The organism is Paenibacillus oryzae, from assembly GCF_001675045.1.
GTDB lineage: Bacteria > Bacillota > Bacilli > Paenibacillales > Paenibacillaceae > Pristimantibacillus > Pristimantibacillus oryzae.
The window spans coordinates 88,634-107,563 of sequence record NZ_LYPA01000074.1 but is presented as its reverse complement, the minus strand read 5'-3'; the positions used below and the strand labels follow the sequence as shown (position 1 = coordinate 107,563).

At 50.0% G+C, this 18,930-nt stretch carries 15 protein-coding genes; 8 read left to right on the top strand and 7 right to left on the bottom strand.

What is annotated here, in order from left to right:
* Nucleotides 1–15 precede the first annotated feature (15 nt).
* Nucleotides 16–1,605 (bottom strand): response regulator, encoded by a 1,590-nt coding sequence (locus A7K91_RS21485; RefSeq protein WP_068686527.1) that lies wholly within the window; start codon nt 1,603–1,605, stop codon nt 16–18.
* Nucleotides 1,583–3,415, bottom strand: coding sequence for a sensor histidine kinase (locus A7K91_RS21480; RefSeq protein ID WP_068686526.1), 1,833 nt, complete (start codon nt 3,413–3,415; stop codon nt 1,583–1,585). The genes A7K91_RS21485 and A7K91_RS21480 overlap by 23 nt, the downstream gene beginning before the upstream one ends.
* Nucleotides 3,416–3,887: 472 nt before the next feature.
* Here A7K91_RS21480 and A7K91_RS21475 point away from each other — a divergent pair, with 472 nt between their 5' ends.
* Nucleotides 3,888–4,634 carry a hypothetical protein gene (locus A7K91_RS21475; protein ID WP_068686525.1) on the top strand — a complete coding sequence of 249 codons (747 nt, stop codon included), beginning with the start codon at nt 3,888–3,890 and terminating at the stop codon, nt 4,632–4,634.
* 69 nt (nt 4,635–4,703) lie between these two features.
* Here the strand turns inward: A7K91_RS21475 and A7K91_RS21470 are convergent, their stop codons facing one another.
* Nucleotides 4,704–5,618: a class I SAM-dependent methyltransferase gene (locus A7K91_RS21470; RefSeq protein WP_068686524.1), complete on the bottom strand. Its 915-nt coding sequence runs from the start codon at nt 5,616–5,618 to the stop codon at nt 4,704–4,706.
* Between the two features lie 399 nt (nt 5,619–6,017).
* Between A7K91_RS21470 and A7K91_RS21465 the strand changes: the two genes are divergently transcribed.
* Both A7K91_RS21465 and A7K91_RS21460 read left to right on the top strand, forming a co-directional pair.
* Entirely contained in the window at nt 6,018–7,112 is a 1,095-nt protein-coding gene (locus A7K91_RS21465; RefSeq protein WP_068686523.1) for a LacI family DNA-binding transcriptional regulator, read from the top strand.
* A complete protein-coding gene (locus A7K91_RS21460; RefSeq protein WP_068686522.1) occupies nt 7,109–9,301 on the top strand; it encodes an alpha-galactosidase in 2,193 nt (730 codons plus the stop codon). Before A7K91_RS21465 ends, A7K91_RS21460 begins: the two co-directional genes overlap by 4 nt.
* A 195-nt stretch (nt 9,302–9,496) precedes the next feature.
* Here the strand turns inward: A7K91_RS21460 and A7K91_RS21455 are convergent, their stop codons facing one another.
* Nucleotides 9,497–9,799 carry a hypothetical protein gene (locus tag A7K91_RS21455; protein WP_245697735.1) on the bottom strand — a complete coding sequence of 101 codons (303 nt, stop codon included), beginning with the start codon at nt 9,797–9,799 and terminating at the stop codon, nt 9,497–9,499.
* Between the two features lie 213 nt (nt 9,800–10,012).
* On the opposite strand from A7K91_RS21455, the gene A7K91_RS21450 reads away from it, so the two are divergent.
* The 4 genes from A7K91_RS21450 to A7K91_RS21435 are packed head-to-tail and all read left to right on the top strand — an operon-like array spanning nt 10,013 to nt 13,945.
* Nucleotides 10,013–10,870, top strand: coding sequence for a MerR family transcriptional regulator (locus A7K91_RS21450; protein ID WP_068686521.1), 858 nt, complete (start codon nt 10,013–10,015; stop codon nt 10,868–10,870).
* A gap of 20 nt (nt 10,871–10,890) precedes the next feature.
* Nucleotides 10,891–11,466, top strand: a complete 576-nt coding sequence (locus tag A7K91_RS21445; RefSeq protein ID WP_068686520.1) for a hypothetical protein — start codon at nt 10,891–10,893, stop codon at nt 11,464–11,466.
* On the top strand, nt 11,460–13,298 hold the full coding sequence (locus A7K91_RS21440) for an ABC transporter ATP-binding protein (RefSeq protein ID WP_068686519.1): 1,839 nt from the start codon (nt 11,460–11,462) through the stop codon (nt 13,296–13,298). Before A7K91_RS21445 ends, A7K91_RS21440 begins: the two co-directional genes overlap by 7 nt.
* Nucleotides 13,265–13,945, top strand: coding sequence for a M50 family metallopeptidase (locus A7K91_RS21435; protein WP_068686518.1), 681 nt, complete (start codon nt 13,265–13,267; stop codon nt 13,943–13,945). Before A7K91_RS21440 ends, A7K91_RS21435 begins: the two co-directional genes overlap by 34 nt.
* A 289-nt stretch (nt 13,946–14,234) precedes the next feature.
* Here the strand turns inward: A7K91_RS21435 and A7K91_RS21430 are convergent, their stop codons facing one another.
* The 3 genes from A7K91_RS21430 to A7K91_RS21420 are packed head-to-tail and all read right to left on the bottom strand — an operon-like array spanning nt 14,235 to nt 17,591.
* Nucleotides 14,235–15,413: an ABC transporter permease gene (locus A7K91_RS21430; RefSeq protein WP_068686517.1), complete on the bottom strand. Its 1,179-nt coding sequence runs from the start codon at nt 15,411–15,413 to the stop codon at nt 14,235–14,237.
* Nucleotides 15,410–16,645, bottom strand: a complete 1,236-nt coding sequence (locus tag A7K91_RS21425; RefSeq protein ID WP_068686516.1) for an ABC transporter permease — start codon at nt 16,643–16,645, stop codon at nt 15,410–15,412. The genes A7K91_RS21430 and A7K91_RS21425 overlap by 4 nt, the downstream gene beginning before the upstream one ends.
* Nucleotides 16,646–16,655: 10 nt before the next feature.
* Entirely contained in the window at nt 16,656–17,591 is a 936-nt protein-coding gene (locus A7K91_RS21420; RefSeq protein WP_068686515.1) for an ABC transporter ATP-binding protein, read from the bottom strand.
* Between the two features lie 187 nt (nt 17,592–17,778).
* Between A7K91_RS21420 and A7K91_RS21415 the strand changes: the two genes are divergently transcribed.
* Nucleotides 17,779–18,924: a sensor histidine kinase gene (locus A7K91_RS21415; protein WP_068686514.1), complete on the top strand. Its 1,146-nt coding sequence runs from the start codon at nt 17,779–17,781 to the stop codon at nt 18,922–18,924.
* The last annotated feature ends 6 nt before the right edge of the window (nt 18,925–18,930 follow it).

Here is an 18,930-nt window from a genome sequence, read left to right as displayed (position 1 = left end):
GATGCGCGCCAAAAGCTATTGCCGGCTTTTTTCATATTCGCTTGGCGAATAGCCATAGAATTTTTTGAAGCTTTTGCTAAAATAGCCCGGATCGTTATAGCCGACCCGCTCCGCGATATCCGCCAGCTTTAACGTATTGCGAGCAAGCAGCTCGCGCGCCTTCTGCATCCGGTATTGCGTCAAATAATCGCTGACGGTAACGCCAACCTCCTTCTTGAAAACGGCGCGCAGATAGCTGGCGTTAATGTACACATGTCCGGCAATCTGCTCCAGATACAGCCCGGAATCGGCAAAATTTTCCTCCATATAGGCGATTGCCGCCTTTGCTATTTTGGAAGAGCGGGTATTGCGGTGTTTGCCGTTGTATTCGACTGCTTTGCGGAACAGCTCCTTCAGCCACTGGAAGGTGACTTCCGCGGAATCCAGCTTCCGAATTTCGTTATAAGGGTAAAATTGCTCGCCAAAGCAATCCTCGACGGGATGCCCGGATTCTTCGAAATAAGCCAGATTCACGGAAACCAGGCCCATGCAAATGACATAAATATAATCTATGGGCAGCCTTCGCGTCTGCACCTGCTTAAACAGCTCGTCGAGCTTTTCCTCCACTTTGGCCCACTGATTAAGCCTCAGAAGAACCAACAGCTCCTCGTTTACCTCCGGCGGATACAGCGGCTGATTGCCTGCCGACGGCAATTGCTCGCCAAACGGAATGACGCGCCCGCTTCCAAGCACAAACTTGCTTTGCAGCGCTTCAAGCGCCTCGCCGTAGGAGGCGGAAATCCCTCTGAACCCTTGCTTGCTCCGTCCAACGCCGATTGTAATGGTGAACTTCAAATATTTATGGATGAGATAACATAGCTTTTCATGGCCTTCCAGGGACAGCATTTCCTCCGTTCGGCCGCCCGGATGCAGAATAAGACAAACGATCCGCCCCTCCGGCCCATTAAAAGTAAGATAGCTGCCGCTTTCCTCCAGCGCTTCGTTCAGCACATTGGTTACAGCGTATTTCATGAGCAGCCGATCGCCGGGTTTGCTCCACTTGAGATCCATCTGATCAATTTCGATGCAGGCTACCGAATAAGCGCCGCTTTTTGCCTCAATACCAAGCTGGATCAGCCTGCGAAGCGTTTCCTCCTCCGATAGAGCATATTCCTTGCTTATGAGCTGGCCAAGGAAGCTTTCCTTGATCATTTCCATGTTGCCGCGCAGCGTCATCCGTTCCTCTTGCGCCTTTTCGTGCTCCTGCCGCAGCCGAATCAGCGTAAGCAGCAGCTCATCCTTGGAAAAAGGCTTCAGAATATAGTCTTCCACGCCAAGCTTCAGCGCCCGCCGGGCATAATCAAATTCGTTGTGGCCTGTAATGAGCACGATGCTTGTTGCGGGGTAAAGCTGCTTCAGTTTTTCCGAAAGCTGCAAGCCGTCCATAAACGGCATCGTAATGTCCACCAGCGCAATGTCCGGCGGATCGCCTGCCGCTAGCTCCAAAGCTTCAATGCCGTTGCGAGCTTCCAAAGTCAAGGAGAAGCCCAGCGCCTCCCAATCCAGGACAGTACGCAAATAATCGCGAAAAATAAGTTCATCGTCAACAATCATCATTTTTATCATCTGAGAAGGTTTCCTCCTGTAAGCTATTTAGCGGCAGCGTAACCGTTACAATTGTCCCGCTCCCGTAATGACTCTCAATCGACAGCCCATAGGCATCGCCAAAATAAAGCTTGATCCGCTCATGAACGCTGCTTAATCCATAGCCGGCCTTTTGACGCAAATCGAGGAGTCCGTCTCTAACTGCCGCAAGCCGCCCGGCATCCATTCCGGCCCCGTCGTCGCTTACGGTCAGAATGATTGTTTGGCCATTTTTGCGGGCGGATATTGTCAAGCTGCCAAAGGTTGGCTTGTGCTTCAAGCCATGATAAATGGCATTTTCAACAAGCGGCTGAATGGTCAGCTTCGGAATGATGCATGCAGCAAGCTCCGCCGGCACATCTATGCTGTAGTCGAATACATCGGAGTACCGGATGCGCTGAATGGATAAATAGTCCTTTAAACTGCGAACCTCGGTTTCCAGGTCGATCAAGTCGCGTCCCTGGCTTAGCGCGGACCGGTAAAAATCGGCGAGCGATTTGGTTGTTCGCTGCACATCACGCGTCCGTCCCATTTCGGATAAGGTATAGATGACATCAAGCGTGTTGTACAGAAAATGAGGCCTGATTTGCGCTTGCATAAGGGCTAGCTCGTATTCCCGTTTTTTACGCTGCTCGGTTCCGATGTTATGGAGCAGTTCCTGTACCCGGGCGATCATCGAATTAAAGCCGGATGCAAGCAAGCCGATTTCATCGGCAGAGCCGACTTCAATCTGCTGGTTCAGGTTGCCCTCGTTTACTTTTTTCATATGGCGGGCCAATCGGATGATCGGTTTGGCGATGACATTGGACAAAACCCCGGCGCCAATAATCGCAAAAATAAAGCAAATCAGCCCGATCAGCGCGATAAGCATAGCCAGCTGCCCGGTTTCCTCTGTAAGCAGGTTATAGGGAACCTGAGAGATGAGCTGCCAGGAGAAGTCGGGAATAGTCGTGCTGATAAGCAAAGTTTTGCCCTGCTGCAATTGCTGCACTTCCGTTTTAACGGAATGATTCAGCACCCACTGCCGCAAGGTCGGTTCCTCAACCGGCTTAAGGACATCGCTGGCTCGCTGAGAGGATACGACGAGCGCTTCCTCGCCAACAATGAAATAGGAGCCTCGCTTCACGGAGCCAATATTGCTGTAGACGGCGGATAAGTCGCTTTCCTTTATATTCAGAAACAGATACCCTAACGTTGCTCCGGTATTGATATTGGCGATCTTTTTGCCCAGTGTCAGGATGGGATCGTTTTCATTAATGACCAGATAATCTCTTAGTTGCATCGGGAACCATATGAATGCCCCGTTTGACTGCCGCAGCCGCTCTAGCATAGGGCTGGCTGTTGCCAGCTCGGCCCGTTGCTCCAATGCTGTATTGGAGCCGTAAATTTGCCCTTTGTCGTCTATAAAGGCCGCCGATTCCACATCGGGGAAAACGACCAGGGCGTAACTGAGCTGATTCGTAATTTGCGTGTAGCGCTGCAGCTCGGACATTTGTCCTGTTCCCTGCCCTTGGCCTTCGGCAATCAGCTTATTTAAGTTTAAGGTGAGCATATTGGCCGTGCTGCGGGCGTTGTCCAGCATTCCGCTTAGCTGTGAAATAATAAGCGTGGAATTGTCTGTTACATTTTGCACGGTACGCTCGACGATGGCCTTTGTGTAGATATGACTGGCTGTTAGTCCAAGAACGAGCAAAGGCACAATAATGAGGGGGACATAAACAAGTGTAATTTTGCTGCGGATTAATCGATTATGAAACCAATTTTCGTGATTGAGCTTGTTCGTCAGCCTCATGCTATCCACTCACATCCTGCCAAGGTTTGTATCTATCATAGTAGATCGACGCGATTACGTATACTTGTTTTCAGGGGACTGCCAGTCTGGTGCAAAGCTATATAAGTTGAACAAAAGAGTGTCGGCGGTGTAGGCCGGCGTGTGAGAAGTTCTTCCGATCGCGGTTGTTCCCGAATTTCCCTCAAATAAATGTTTAAATGGTGGAATCCGGAAACACAAGCGAACGCTTGAAACGTTCTGGAAGAAGGTCGCATCGTAAGCCTATGCTTTTCTCCAGAACTATCCTCACTTTGGCCTGCTTGCCGGATTTTTAGTCGAACTTATATAGTTGATGCCTTTGTTTTTTGTTGCGGGTTTGTCGAACCATGTCTATTCTGGTGGGGCATTGGGCAAAATAATCCAGATGAAGCGGGACATTCGGTTTGAGAGCCCGTTTCAAATTGAATGCGACAGAAGGGTGAGACGGCTTACGATGAACAAAAGAGGAATGATGGTTGTAGCCGCCGCGCTGGTCATTGCGGCAGCTTCGTTATGGACAAAGCCGGCGGCGGCGCATAATTGGGAAACAGGGCTAACCGCTGCGGAGAATGATCAGGCTATAGCTTTTGATGCAGCTGCAGACCGTATTAATGGCGGTCCGGAGCATTATCGCGGCAGTATGACCGATAGCCAATTCGAGGCGTACCGGCTGGAACGAATGAAGGAAATGGCAACTTATTTCGGCATCGACACCACGGGCAAAACGGCTGATCAATTGAAGGTAGAGCTGAAGGCTGCCAAGGAAAAGGATTCTGCCAAGTGGGAAGCCTTCAAGGAGCAGCATTTGGCGAAGCGATTGGACCATCTTCGCCAGCTTGCGAAGGAGAGGGGCATTCAGACGGAAGGGAAATCGGCCGAGCAGCTTCATCAGGAGCTTCGTAAAGCGGGCGGCGACAAAGGGCCTAAACGGTTCAATGACCATCGCAAGGAAAAGCCGCAGCCATCCCCTACCGTTCAGCCAACGATGCAACCGCAGCCAACGCCAGACGTGAAGCCAACCATGGCGCCGCAGCCTACGGTGGAATTGAAGCCAAAAACGGGAGGCGGCGAGCAAGCGCCAGGAGGAAAAACCAAGCTGGAAGCGGAGCAGGCTCCCGGCGGAAAGTCGGGCAATGTTGCGCCTATCGGCACAACCCCGCCCAAGCAGAAAGGCGTACAGCCGCAATCCAAGTCTAAGTAACCTGCAAGCGGACCTTCGATTCCTAGAGGAAAGAAGGCCCGCTTTTTTTCATCAACATCTCATTGGTCCCTAACGCTTGACGGCGAGGCAATAATTAACATTATCAAAAGCCGTGATGGGTTGTTCGGGATGGCAGCGATTGTAGGCCCCGAACAGCTCCTCCGTAATTTCGCCAGGAACCAGATGGCGGTAGATCAGCCAGCCGGATTCCTCCAAAAGCTGCTCCATCGCCGAATAAGAGTAGCTGGCAAGAAACGGTTCTCCCGCATGCGCAACCATCATAACCTGTCTTTTGGCCCGCGGCCCCGCTGAATCAGTCAGCGTGTGCTCATCGGGATAATCAAACACAAGACTGCTGCCGGAAGGCATGATGGAAGCGATGTCTTTCAATAATGCTGCAAAACGTTCTGGAGTCAAATAATAGCTGATGCCAAGCAAGCTGCCAAAGCTAAGCTGGTTTTTGTCGAAAATCGGGCATTCAAGCAACACCCGACTCCAGTCTGCTTCATTAAAATCGGACGCTAAAGCTGTCAGATTGGCGGGTTTGTCTCTTCCAAGGGACAATAAGCGCTGCTGCTTGTCGGCAGACGTTGCGGGATGATCGATTTCAAAAATAGCGAGCTGTTTGCTCCATTCCGGCTGACGGTAGGCAAAGGTGTCGTAGCCCGCCGCAAATAGAAGGTATTGCTTTGCTCCCAGGGCAACTGCAGCCTCCAGCGCCTCTTCGGTAAAAGCGGATCGTCCAAGCGGCGTGGGGGATAGCTGGCGGTCGACAATCAGACGCAGCGCCTCCTCGCGCGTGCCGCTGAAGCCAGGTTCAAAAACAGCGACGTTCTCCGACATATTAAATGAAATGCCATCGTATTCTTCTTCCGTTAGCAGTTGCCGCGCCAATGCGTCATCAAAAATTTTGACGCCATCAGACTTGGCATGAAAGGCTCTTGCAAATGCGCTTACCAGCGCGGTCATGCTTCGTTGTTTCATAATTAATCACCTCATATCCGTTATAACATTGTGGTGGATTCAGATGATAGACTTGACTTTTATGTTATTTTATGGTATAATAAAGGTGTTGAAATAGTTAAATTCACAAAAACGTCACAAATGAGTGGCGTTTTTTTTAATACACAAATTTGTGATGTCATCATTCCTGCGGACATGGCGACCTCTCGTTAATTTCAATAATCATATTTTAAATCGTCCATTGATTGTGAACCGCCGCTACCGCTTACCATCCCCCTTTATACTCCTTCAGCAGGCTTCCGTCCCGGAAACTCGAGCTTAACGCGTTTGAATGCCAAGCTTGAATATGTGACTTCCGTTTGCTATGATTGATTTGTTAAGTAAAATTATTAACTAAATATGAACTGGAACGGAGCGCACATGACAACAATTAAACAAATTGCCGCTCATGCTGGCGTATCGGCTGCAACCGTATCCCGCGTTCTGAATAACGATAGTACGCTTTCGGTCAGCGAGGAAACCCGTCTGCGCATCTTTAGTATTGCCGAAGAACTGGCATATAAGCCGAAGCGACTCCGGCGGCTAAAGCAGGAAGAGTCCATGTCGCGGCGCGAGATCGGTTTGCTGATGTGGTCAACCCTTGAGGATGAAGCACATGACCCTTATTTTTCCAGTATTCGAAAAGGAATCGAGAAGCGCTGTGAGGAATGCGGATTAACAATATCCAAGATCATGCGTGGAAACGGCGACACAGAATGGGGTCCGGTTCATGGCTTGGACGGACTAATCGTGGTTGGCTCCATCGATCATCGCGACGTGCTCTCCCTGTACGGAGACCCAAAACGTATCGTATTCGTGAATCATGTACACAAGCTGGAGGCTTTTGATACTGTGAAGGCTGATTTTGAAGGAGCTGTCAAGGAGAGTCTGCGTCATCTTGCCGGAATGGGACATAAACGCATTGCCTATATGGGAGGCAAAGAGAGGGTGCACCGACTGACGCTGACGAGCGCTCTGGACTCAGAACACGACGATGATCATGGCAGCCCAAGAGATTCCAGACGTGAAGCATATCGTCAAATTATGGAGGAAAGCGGCTTGTATCAGCCTCTCTTTAACCGGGAGGCGGAATGGTCATCCGCCGGAGGATACAGCGGCATGATTGCCTTGCTCGAAGAAACGGGAGAAAACCGTCCCACAGCATGTTTGCTTGGCAGCGACCCTATGGCTGTTGGCGCACTTAGGGCCCTTCACGAGCAAGGGATTTCCGTGCCAGAGGACATGTCGCTGATTGGCTTTGATGATATTGAGATTGCATCCTATCTGACGCCGCCTCTGACGACTAATCGGGTATACACGGAGCAGATGGGACGAACAGCGGTCCAATTGCTTCTGGAAAGGCTGGAAGGAAGAGAAGCGGCTGTTCATGTCGGCGTCAATACCTCGTTTATGATTCGTGAAAGCTGTGGGGATAAACGGGTTTCTTTAGAACAAAATGGAGGCGAAAGAAAATGACCATTACTTATTTGAAGGATAAAAATGTGTTTCACCTGCAATCCAAAAACGTCAGCTATGTGCTTGGCGTTACCAAACAAGGCCATTTGGCTCATTATTATTGGGGCAAAAGGATTCGCGGCGGACATTTAAGCCAGCTGCTGGAGCTGCAAGAAAGAGCGTCCTTTTCGCCAAGCACGGATATGGAGCAGCTTGCCTATTCGCTCGATACGCTGCCGCAGGAGTACCCTTCCTTCGGAAGCTCCGATTTCCGCCAGCCAGCCTTTCAAGCGCAATTGCAAAATGGGACGACGGTAATGGAGCTGTTATACGAATCTCACACGATACGGCAAGGTAAACCGGGACTTGAAGGACTGCCGGCTGTATATGTAGAAAGCCAGGAAGAAGCACAAACGCTGGAAATTACCGTAAAGGACGAGTTATCCGGTCTGAAGGCGATTTTGTCTTACACGGCGTTTGCCGACCATCCGGCTATTGCACGTTCTGTACGCTTCGTAAACACAAGCGCTGTCCCGTTAAACCTTTTGCGCGCATATAGCGTCAGCCTGGACATGCCGCATGATTCCTTTGAAATGCTGCAGCTTTCTGGAGCGTGGGTACGCGAGCGCCATGTTCATAAGCGCAAGCTGGTTCCCGGATTGCAGGCGGTCGAAAGCCGCCGCGGCTCCAGCAGCCATATGCAAAATCCTTTTATCGCGCTGCTTGCGGAGGGAACAACAGAAACGTTTGGCGAAGCTTACGGCTTGAGCTTTGTGTATAGCGGCAGCTTCAAAGCGGGTGTCGAGGTGGACCAGTTTCATACGGCTCGCCTGTTCGCGGGAATCAACGACTTTGATTTCAACTGGCTGCTGAAAGGCGGAGAAAGCTTCCAGACGCCTGAGGCGATTCTCGTTTATTCCGACGAAGGCATCGGCGGCATGTCGCGCGGCTATCACGACCTGTATCGCACCAGATTGTGCCGCGGAGAATTCCGTGACAAGGCTCGACCGATTTTGATCAATAACTGGGAAGCGACCTATTTTAACTTTAACGCGGACAAAATTGAAGCGATCGCAACCGCCGGACAGCAGCTCGGTATTGAGTTATTTGTGCTGGACGATGGCTGGTTCGGCAAACGCGACAGCGATAATTCGTCGCTTGGCGACTGGTTTGTGGACCGCAACAAGCTTCCTAACGGCTTGCCTGATCTGGTTCAGCGGGTCAAAAATCTGAATATGGAGTTTGGGCTATGGTTCGAGCCGGAGATGATTTCGCCGGAGAGCGAGCTGTACCGCAACCATCCCGACTGGTGCCTGCATGTCGAAGGACGCAGACGGACGCAGGCTCGCCGCCAGCTGGTGCTTGATTTGTCCCGGGCCGATGTTCAGGATTACATCGTAACGGTTGTTAGCGATATTTTGTCCAGCGCACCGATCACCTACGTCAAATGGGACATGAACCGCAATATGACGGAAATCGGCTCTGCGCTGCTGCCTGCGGAACGCCAGCGCGAAACGGCGCACCGTTACATGCTGGGCTTGTACTCCGTGCTGGAGCGCATCACGACGGCATTCCCGCATATTCTGTTTGAAAGCTGCTCCGGCGGCGGAGGCCGCTTTGACCCCGGTATGCTGTATTACATGCCGCAAACCTGGACAAGCGACAACACGGATGCCGTCTCCCGTCTCAAAATCCAATACGGCACCAGCATCGTTTATCCCGTAAGCGCCATGGGCTCCCATGTATCGGCCGTGCCGAATCATCAGGTGAACCGGATTACATCTCTATCGACCCGCGGGCATGTGGCCTTATCCGGCAACTTTGGTTACGAGCTGGATTTGACGGGGTTCAGCGAAGAGGAGCAGGTAGAGGTTAAAGCGCAAGTGGCGCTTTACAAGGAAGTCCGCCATCTCGTTCAGTTTGGCGATTTTTATCGTCTGCTAAGTCCTTTTGAAGGCAATGATACGGCCTGGATGTTCGTAGCCAAGGACAAAAGCGAAGCGTTTGCCGTTTTTGTCACCGTTTTGCAGGAGCCAAATCCCGTGTTAGGCCGTTTCCGGCTGCAAGGATTGGATGCCGGCAAAAACTATATTCTCAAGGGAAGCGAGACCGTATACGGCGGCGATGAGCTTATGTATGCAGGCCTTCCCAAACCGCAATTCCACGGCGATTTTTCAAGTACAGTGTTCCATTTTAAGGCGGTTGATTAATACCACACAAAATATATACATTAGAAAATAGCTCAAAGCAAAAGGCGTTCCCAGCGGGAACGCCTTTTGCTTGCACTGCTTTAACGTAGACAACAGCTGTTTTAACATTGACAGCGGCCGCCATACCATAGACCGCAATTTGAAGATCACCCTTGTCTTAAGGGGAGTATCGCTTCAAAAGGGGCAATTTTCAGCTTAATATGAGCTGCTGCTAAGCGCCGAAAACAGAGCGCCTGCAAACAGAATCATAATAACGATGTAAATAGCCAAAATAATCGCTGCAAACAACAGCGACGCTTTAAAGTAATTCTTTTTGGAAGGATTACCTTCGCCAAATGCAAATACAAACATCATAATAATATTAACAATCGGAATAATCATAATCAGCAAGGTCACCAGCCATTCCTTCATGGAAATCACTGGAGCTACCTCTTGCTGATAGCCTGGATGCGGTGCAAATCCGCCTTGTTGGCCTTGCTGCGGTTGAATGTTGTTCAACACAATCTCTCCCTTTGCGGTGGTGTATAAAGAAAATAAATACATTTATATTATATAGATTCACAGTATTAATACAACCATTTTATTTTTTTGTGTAGATTGGATTATAAAACACAATATCTGTATTTACTTTGACTTCATTAAGTATGAAACTTTTACTTGCGCTTGACGTAACGTCAGCTGGTAAAGTGAATGCAAGGGGAGGAAAACGCCATGACTCAAAACGAGAACCACGAAGAGGGAAAAAGCTTAATCGAAAAAACATACAGCGTAGGCGAGTTTTCAAAATTAACAGGGTTAACGGAGCGTACGCTTCGATATTATGACCGGAAGGAGTTGTTAAAGCCGTCAGGCCGCAATGCGCAGGGACATCGCTATTACCGGGAAAGCGACCTGCTGCAGCTGCAAAGAATTGCAACCCTTAAATATTTGAATTTTTCGCTGGAGGAGATCGGCGAGCATTTGCAGGAAAGCAATCAAAGCCTCCAGGAATCGCTTGAGATGCAATATGAGCTTTTGCTTCATAAACGGGAGCAGCTGGATCGGGTATTGGGAACGATGGAGCGGATACGCGATATCGCCAATAACGCCGGTCATGTGGAAAATTCGCTTTTGCTTCTGTTTATCCACAATATTTATCATGAAGACGAGCAGCGGGAGAAGCTTGCGCAATATTTGCCGGAGCCTTTTCTGGACACCATTTTTATGCGGGATAAGGAGGAGACCGACAAAAGAGAGCTGGAGCGAAAGCTGACTTCGGAGTTTGTCAAGCTCATTCGGCATTACCATGACGGCCGAACTCCGGATGATCTCCAGGTGCTGGAAGACGGGAAACGATTGATGGATGTATTAAAGACTGTTTTGGGTGATTCACTGGTCAAGCTGAATGAACAGGATCTGGTCAAAATCGCTGAAATGGATGATACGGCTGTTCATGACAATCCGATCTTTAACCAAATGTGGATCACGCCGGACGAGGAGCAGTTTCTTGCCAAGGTGCTGGAGCTGCTTGATGTTCAAAGCCTTCTGATTAATGACCAGAACGATAATTCAACAAGCGAACAACAATAACCCATAAAGAGGCCGGTAACATGCGGAATACATTCTATTATTCTTTGTTCGTTTGGTTCAAAAAAAAGGCGCCGCCACAATTGCGGGGTTCTGTCTATACCTACCACAGAGGGTCCCAATTAAAGTTGCTCGTTATTTTTTTTACTATTTTGATAGGTGTGGAAGCGGCTTTGATGCATTTTCTTTTAAGCAGGTGGAACGATATTGTCGCTTGGATAGTGCTGGTGCTAAATGTCTACAGTATCCTGTACATCATTGCACTTTATCAATCCAGTCGCCACCTGCTGCATTTGCTAAGCAAGGATACCTTCTATATCCGCATGGGTATGCAAAGCACCATTGCCATTTCACTAGATAATATTGAATGTCTCCGCAAAGCGCGACAAATTGATTTGGTCGACAAAGCAGAAGAGGGAGTGTACCTCTCATTCATGCGTTTCGATACGCCTCAATTCGAAATTGTCTTAAAGAAGCCAATGCAAATAAACATATTGTACGGGGTTCAAAGGACGGTGTCAGTTATCATATTCCGAGTGGACGATCCACAGCTATTCCAACGGGAATGGGATAAATTAAGGGAAGGTGAATCATGGTGAACGTTCAAGCATTTATATCGCTGTTAAAAAGACATCGGCCAGCCGCATGGATTATTGCGGGGGCGGTTATTCTTGGGCTTGGAGAAACGGCTTTGTCGCTGCTCATTCCACTGCTGACCAAAAATCTGGTTGAGCAGGTATCGGCTTCCGCCCTTGAGACAATGACGATTGTTGGACTTGCTTCTGTTTTTATCGTACAGACGGGCATGTCTGCTTTTTCGGTTTACTCCATGTCTTATGTAGGACAATATATGGTCAGCGGTATTCGGAAGGAATTATGGGAAAAGGTGCTGCGGCTGCCCGTGTCGTTTTTTGACCGCAATTCGTCGGGTGAAACGATGAGCCGGGTTACTAATGATACCAATGTTATCAAGGATTTTATTGTCGGGCATGTCATTAGTTTTTTGAGCGGAATTGTAGCTATTGTTGGCGGCGTCGTTATTTTGTTTTACATTGACTGGAGAATGACCCTGCTTATGCTTCTTGCAGTTCCAGCCGCGCTGCTGGTGCTGTGGCCGCTTGGCAGCCGGATGTTCAAGGTGTCCAAGGCGATGCAGGACGAAACTGCGTTATTCCAAGGTGATCTTGGCCGCGTATTGTCCGAAATTCGCCTCGTGAAATCTTCGCTCGCTGAAGGCGTTGAGAGGAAGCAGGGCAAGGCGCGAATTTCGGGCTTGTTTCAGTTTGGTCTAAAGGAAGCGCGGATTCTTTCCATCGTCACGCCTTTAATGATGACGGTTATGCTGCTTATTCTCGTGCTGCTGATTGGCTATGGCGGAGTAAGGGTGGCGCAGGGAGAGCTTTCCAACGGCGAGATGGTCGCTATCATTTTGTATATGTTTCAGATTGTTATGCCATTTACACAGATGGCTTCGTTTTTTACACAGTTCCAGAAAGCGATGGGAGCTTCGGAGCGTATTATCGAGCTGCTGGAGCAGAAGGGCGAGCAAGGCTGGGAGACCCTGCATGTTGAGGCCAAGGCCGAAGTAGACGTCAATCGGGTCCGCGGCGATAATAGCCGCGTCGAAAAAGGAGCGGAGCTGTCGTTTAGAGATATCAGCTTTGCTTATTCGGAGGACCGGCCTATCCTGAGCGATGTTTCCTTTGAGGCTGTGGCGGGCGGCATGACTGCTATTGTAGGACCTAGCGGAGGCGGCAAAACAACCCTGTTTTCGTTATTGGAGCGTTTTTACGAGCCGGGAAGCGGGAGCATTACCTACGGCGGCAAGCCGATTCAGGATATGACGCTTAAGGAATGGCGTGGAAAGCTTGCTTATGTGTCGCAGGAAAGCCCTATGATGGCGGGCAGCATCCGGTACAATTTGACCTATGGCCTGGATGAGTGCACGGAGGAGGAAATCCGTTCGGCTATCGCCGGCGCCAATCTGCTCGACTTCATTTCTTCTTTGCCGGAAGGGCTGGAGACGGAGGTTGGCGAGCGCGGAGTGAAGCTGTCGGGAGGACAGCGGCAACGATTAGCCATTGCGAGAGCTTTCCTGCGCAACCCCGAAATATTGCTGCTGGATGAGGCGACGGCCCATCTGGACAGCGAGTCGGAGGGGCTGGTTCAGGAAGCGCTGCAAGCCTTGATGGCGTCGCGCACCACGCTGGTTATCGCTCATCGCTTGTCCACAATTGCCGGAGCGGACCGGATTATCGTCATGGAGCAGGGACAAGTCAGCGGACAAGGCAAGCATGGCGAGCTTCTGCAAAGCAACGAGCTTTATGCAAAGCTAGTGAACGGGCAAATGATGGAGCGCGTGGACGAAATCGGGGCAACAGCAGGAGGTGAATCGGAATGTTCTCATGGTTCCGAACAGGCATTATCTTAGTCATTACGTTGATATTAACCCGATTTGTGCCGTTTTCAGCCTTCTTTCGCAATGTCAATACGCTAGTGCATGAGCTGTCTCATGCGCTAGCTGCTTTGGTTCTGCAAGGAAACGTGATGAAAATTGAATTGTACGCCAATCAAAGCGGAGTAACGCTAACCCGGTATCAGGAAAACTGGATGCTGATACCAATTGCTCTGGCGGGTTACATTGGAGCCGCCTTCTTTTCTATGCTGTTGTTTCAATTATATGCTGCCGGCAGGCTGAAGACGGGATTGGTCATTGTATCATTGTTGTCGGCTGTAGGCTTGGTCCTGTTTGTACGCAACGGATATGGAATGGCCTGGAGCGCCGGCTTTGCCGTTATTACAGCACTGGTAGCCTTTATGGCTCCCCTATGGCTGCAAAAAAGCTATTATTTGCTGATTGCTTTTTTATGTCTGGTGGAGTCGGTTGTATCTTCATTTGTAATCTTTTATTTGTCGTTGACCCAGCCGGGTTTTGCCGGAGACGCCACCAGCCTGAGCCGGGCGGCCTTTTTGCCCGCGCTGGTATGGGGCTTCCTGTTTGTAGTGGTGTCCCTGTGGTGTGCGCGGGTATCACTCAGCGCTTTGTTTCGTCGCCGTGAGCAATCGTTTCAAGCCTAACGCCATTAGCGCAAAACGGGGCTGTCCTAAAAGTCTGTTACGGTGAATAATGATTCAGCAAAATCGGTACCTGCTGGAAAAGGGTGTCTTGTAAGCTCGAACATTTTTGTCCGCTTTATTTTGATCCTATTTTTTAGTGGATAAAAGCGGACAAAAAACTCGCCCTCAAGATACCCTTCTCCCTCCAGTCCTCTTTGCTGAATCTTTGTTCGTTCCGCTTGACTTTTCGGGCAGCCTCTTTGCCGCTAGGCCGTTAGCGGCAAGGCGGCATGCTTTTTGGCGCTATGTCTTACGCTGCCTTGGAGGGCTGAAGAACGACGGCTCCAAAACCGAGCAGCACCGCTGCCATCAGCAGCAGGACGGCCAGATTTGGCCAAATATCCGGCAGGCTTGCGCCAGTTGTCAGCTCCAGGATGGCGTCGATCGTCCAGCTTTGGGGAACAAAATTGCCTGCCTTTTGCAGAAAATCGGGCATGATCTCCCTTGGCCAGAAGCAGCCGCCAATCATGCAGGTAGGCGTCAGAATCAGGTTTTGAATCATGCTTAAATTGGTTACGTTTTTCACCATTCCCGCTGCCGCGCATGAAATCCCCATTGTAGCCAGAAGGAACAGCTCCAGCACTATAAAATGAGAAAAAAACGGGATGTCGTAATCAAAACGGAACAAATAACGGGTAGCCAGCAAGATCGAAAGGAGCTGCAAGCTGCCTACAATAAAAATGCCAAGCAGATTTCCGGCGAAAATATCGAACTTTCGGACAGGCGCTGCAAAAATCCGTCTTGTAATGAAATTTTCCCTATCCTCCATAATGGTGGTTACAGAGCTGTTCATTAATCCCATCATAAACATCAGTGTAAACCCGCACATCATCGCTAAGGTCGTATTATCCAGAGACTGCTTTCCCGCATTTTCAACAACCGACAAATATGGAGTCTCCAGCTGCTGCTTGATGGCTGCATCCAGCAAAGCCTCAGAGTCTATTGTGCCTGCATCGCTCCCGCCAGTGTCCTTTGCGCTTGAGCCAATCGCCCAAAGACTAAGCTGCTGAAGGGAATTGATTTTTTGTTCAACGAAGTAGCGGAGCCCGTAGCTCCTTTCATTTTTATGGACCTGGTAAACCTCCACCCCTCCCGCTTGGCCGGATTGCAGCTTCTCCGTAAAATCCGCCGGAATGATGATGCCGGTATCCGTATCGCGCTTGCGGACTGCTTGCGTGACCGCCTCGGAATCCTTCACGGGGAAAGCCTGGAACAGGGAGTTTGTATTGATCTGGCGGATCAGGTCTTCGCCTAGACGCCCCTGGTCCAGATTGACGTAAGCAACCGGAAAGGGCGCCTTAACGGTATTGCCGAACAGGCTGACAATGCCCGCGATAAGCAAGGATGGCAGAAGAATGTATAGGAGAACCCCTTTTTTGGTCGTCAAGGTTCTTCGCAATATTTGATAGGCAATGAGCAGAATCTTCATCGGAAGCCCTCCTTTTTATAAATGCCCGCCAAAACGGCTGCCACAATCAGAGCCATGACGGCAAGCCATAAATAGTGGGTGCCGATACCTGCATAGGAGCCTTGCAGCACCAATTCAAGCATACCGTCCTTGGCCCAATAGGCCGGTGTATATTTGGCAATATCGGTGATGACGCCGCCTACCCCCGCCACAAATCCGCCGCTTACAAAAGTCATAAATACGATGATGCAATGGAAGGCGGTCTGCAGTGATTTGGATGAGCTCATCAGCAGCGACAGCAAAAGGGAAAGCGCGATGCTGAATAACGAGATCAGCAGACATAGCAGGGCAACCTGAAGCCATTGGCCGCCAAATGTGACATCATAAAAAATTCGGCTGACGGCAAGCACAACCACGACTTGGATGGCTGTAATGACCAGAGTAGAGCCTACCTTGGCCAATAAAATGGCCGAACCCGGAACCGGCATTGCTTTTATCCGATACAACGTTTTATTGGTTTTTTCCTTCAACAGGTCAACTCCCGCCATCATGCCGGAATACATAAGAAACATAACCATCATGGCAGCCGTGTAATATTCAACCGCGCGAAATTGGCCCAGGTTGGAGGTAACGGACGTTTCAACAATATGCTCCATGCGGGAGCGGGCTTCTGACGCCTCAGCTGCTTCCGGCTTGTCAATCGCAGCAGTTGCGGCAGAAAATTCGGATGCGGTCCCGCTGCCGGCAGCAGCTTGCATCGCTTGCCCGCCGTTCGCCAAGGGAGCAGCCTCCAGGCTTTGAATGGTCGCATGGACATTCAGCCCTTCGACAAACTGCTGAAGCACGGTTTGAGCGACAATGTTCTGAATAGCATTTTTTCCCAGCAGCGTGTGCAGCTTAAGCTGGCTCCCGCTGTCGCTGGCCGCCTCCTTCCCGGAGGGTAATAGAATGCCGAAATCTGCCCTTTTGGACTGGAGCGAGCTCCGAACCTCAGCTTCATTTTTTGCATAGCTGACCTTAAGCGGCAAGCTGTCATCCGACAAAAAAGCTTGTAAAGCTTCTGTCAAGGGGTTGTTATCCCCTATGTAAACGGATAGCTTTGCCGAAGAGATATCTTTGTTTTGCCCTTCAAAATCGTTGGCGAGCGCCGAGCCCAAAATAAAAATGAGCGCGATGGGGAGCACAAACAGGGTAAACCAGATTTGCTTGGAGCGGAACAGTTGCAACAGGTCATAATAGATCATCGCCAGCATCTTCATTCTCCTAATCCCTGAGCGTTTTGCCGGTCAAGGACAGAAACAGCGATTCCAGATCCGGTTCAACCCGTGTTATCGATTGAAGCTTGACGTTATGTTTAGTCAGAATAAACAGCACATCCTGAAGATAAGCATGAGAGGAGCCCATGTACAGCTCCAGCCCGGAGCCGGTTCGGAGCAGCTTGTTAACCTTGGGATGGAGCTCAAGCTCGCCAAGCGCTTCCTCTGTCAGACCATCTGCGTCAATGACGAGCTTTTCTTCATCGCTGACCCTTTCCACCAGCTCTGCTTTTGTGCCGCACGCAATAAGCCGCCCCTTGTCAATAATGCCAACCCGCGTCCCGATCGCCTCAACCTCCTCCATATAATGGGTCGTATAGATAATGGTTGAGCCAAGCCGGTTAAGCTCCTTAACGGATTCCAGAATGTGATTTCTGGATTGGGGATCGATGCCAACCGTCGGTTCGTCCATGATGATCACCTTGGGACGATGAGTGATCGCGCAAGCGATGTTGAGCCGTCTTTTCATCCCGCCGGAGAAGGAACCTGGTTTATCCTTGCTTCGGTCCGATAATCCAACAAATGCCAGCGCCTCTTTTACTCGTTCCTGAAGCAGCTTTCCTTTTAAACCGTACAGCCGGGCAAAAAAGGTTACGTTTTCGATAGCGGTCAATTCCTCATAAATCGCGAGGTCCTGCGGGACCAGGCCAAGCATGCCCTTGACCTTGAGAGGATCGGAGGCTACAGAAACGCCCTGGACTGTAATATCTCCTTTGTCGATGGGCAGCAGGCCGCTGAGCATATTTATCGTTGTGCTTTTGCCGGCTCCATTGGGGCCTAGCAGGCCGAAAATTTCGCCTTCGCGTATGTCCAGATTGAGATGGTCGACGGACAACAAACTTCCATAACGTTTGACCGTATCTTTAATTTGTATAATGGCCATTTTTTTCACTCCCGTTGCTTGATGATTGAATTATAGCCGACCACGACCTTAAAAACAGGTTGAATCTGTCATTTTCAACATGACTAAAGTCATCTTTTATATAAAAAGAGCCCCGTCATGCTACCCTAATTGCCGTATTTCCTCTATACTGGGGAAGATTTTGAACGGTATTCAAGGAGGCTAGCTGATGGCCGGCACAATCAGATTACTGCGATATTTGTTTATTATATTGCCGTTTGTTTATAGTTTTTTTCATTCCGGAATGATTAAGGACGCCCTGTTTTTTGTTTATTTTTTTGCCTTGCTGCTTGTTGTTCAGGCGAGGGGCAAGCTTTCGGAGTCATTGGAAATGCTGTTTGTTCCCGCTGAGCTGGCGCTTATCCTAATTGCAGGATTATCGTATGGGGATGCCATTCATTTATGTCTGTTTTCTGTATTGATTTCCTTGCTGGAAAGGGGAGGCAGAAATATGCGTTTACGCGTGCCCCTGCTGCTGCTCAGCTATGTGGCGTTGATCCGGCTGACGTATTTCCTTGACCCTATCTATCAGTTTGCTCTTCATATGATGTTTGGCGTAACGCTTCTGCTTGTTTATACGCTGGAACGAATACAGAAGCAAAACGAAACGCTGGAGATTGTTTATGACGAGCTGCGAAGCAAGCATTATGAATTGGCTGAGGCGAAGCGGCGAATGGGAGTTGACGCCAAGCAGCTGGAGCAGCTTGCGCAAGCCAATGAACGCAACCGGATTGCGAGGGATATTCATGATGAATTGGGGCATCGTCTGATCCGGGTAAAAATGATGTCGGAGGCGCTTAGTCACATGTATGCTTCAAATCCAGGCGGAGCGGGCAAGCTGATTACCCAAATCCGAGACCAGCTTTCCGAAGGGATGGAAACGCTGCGGACGACGGTGCATAGACTTCAGCCGGCTCAGGAGGAGACGCAGCGGTATTCGCTGGATCGGCTGATTAAGGAGTTTGCCGATAGCTCCGGCATCGAGGTTCGGCTGCATATAGACGGCCAGCCTTACCCGCTTTATCCCAGCGAGGAGCTTACATTGTACCGCAACGCCCAGGAGGCGATGACCAATGCCGTTCGTCATGGCGGGGCGACACAAATAACGATTACTCTTCGTTTTTTAAATGGGCTTATCGTGTTTGCCGTCTCCAACAACGGGGCTGTCATGCCGGGAAAAAGCAAGGTGAATAACGGCATGGGCTTTGCCGGAATGGAGGACCGGGCGCGACGGCATGGCGGGTATATAGAGGTGCAAGCGTCGGAGCCGTTTCAAGTGACGACATATTTGCCTCATCGGAGGCAGGAAGGCTGAAGGAGC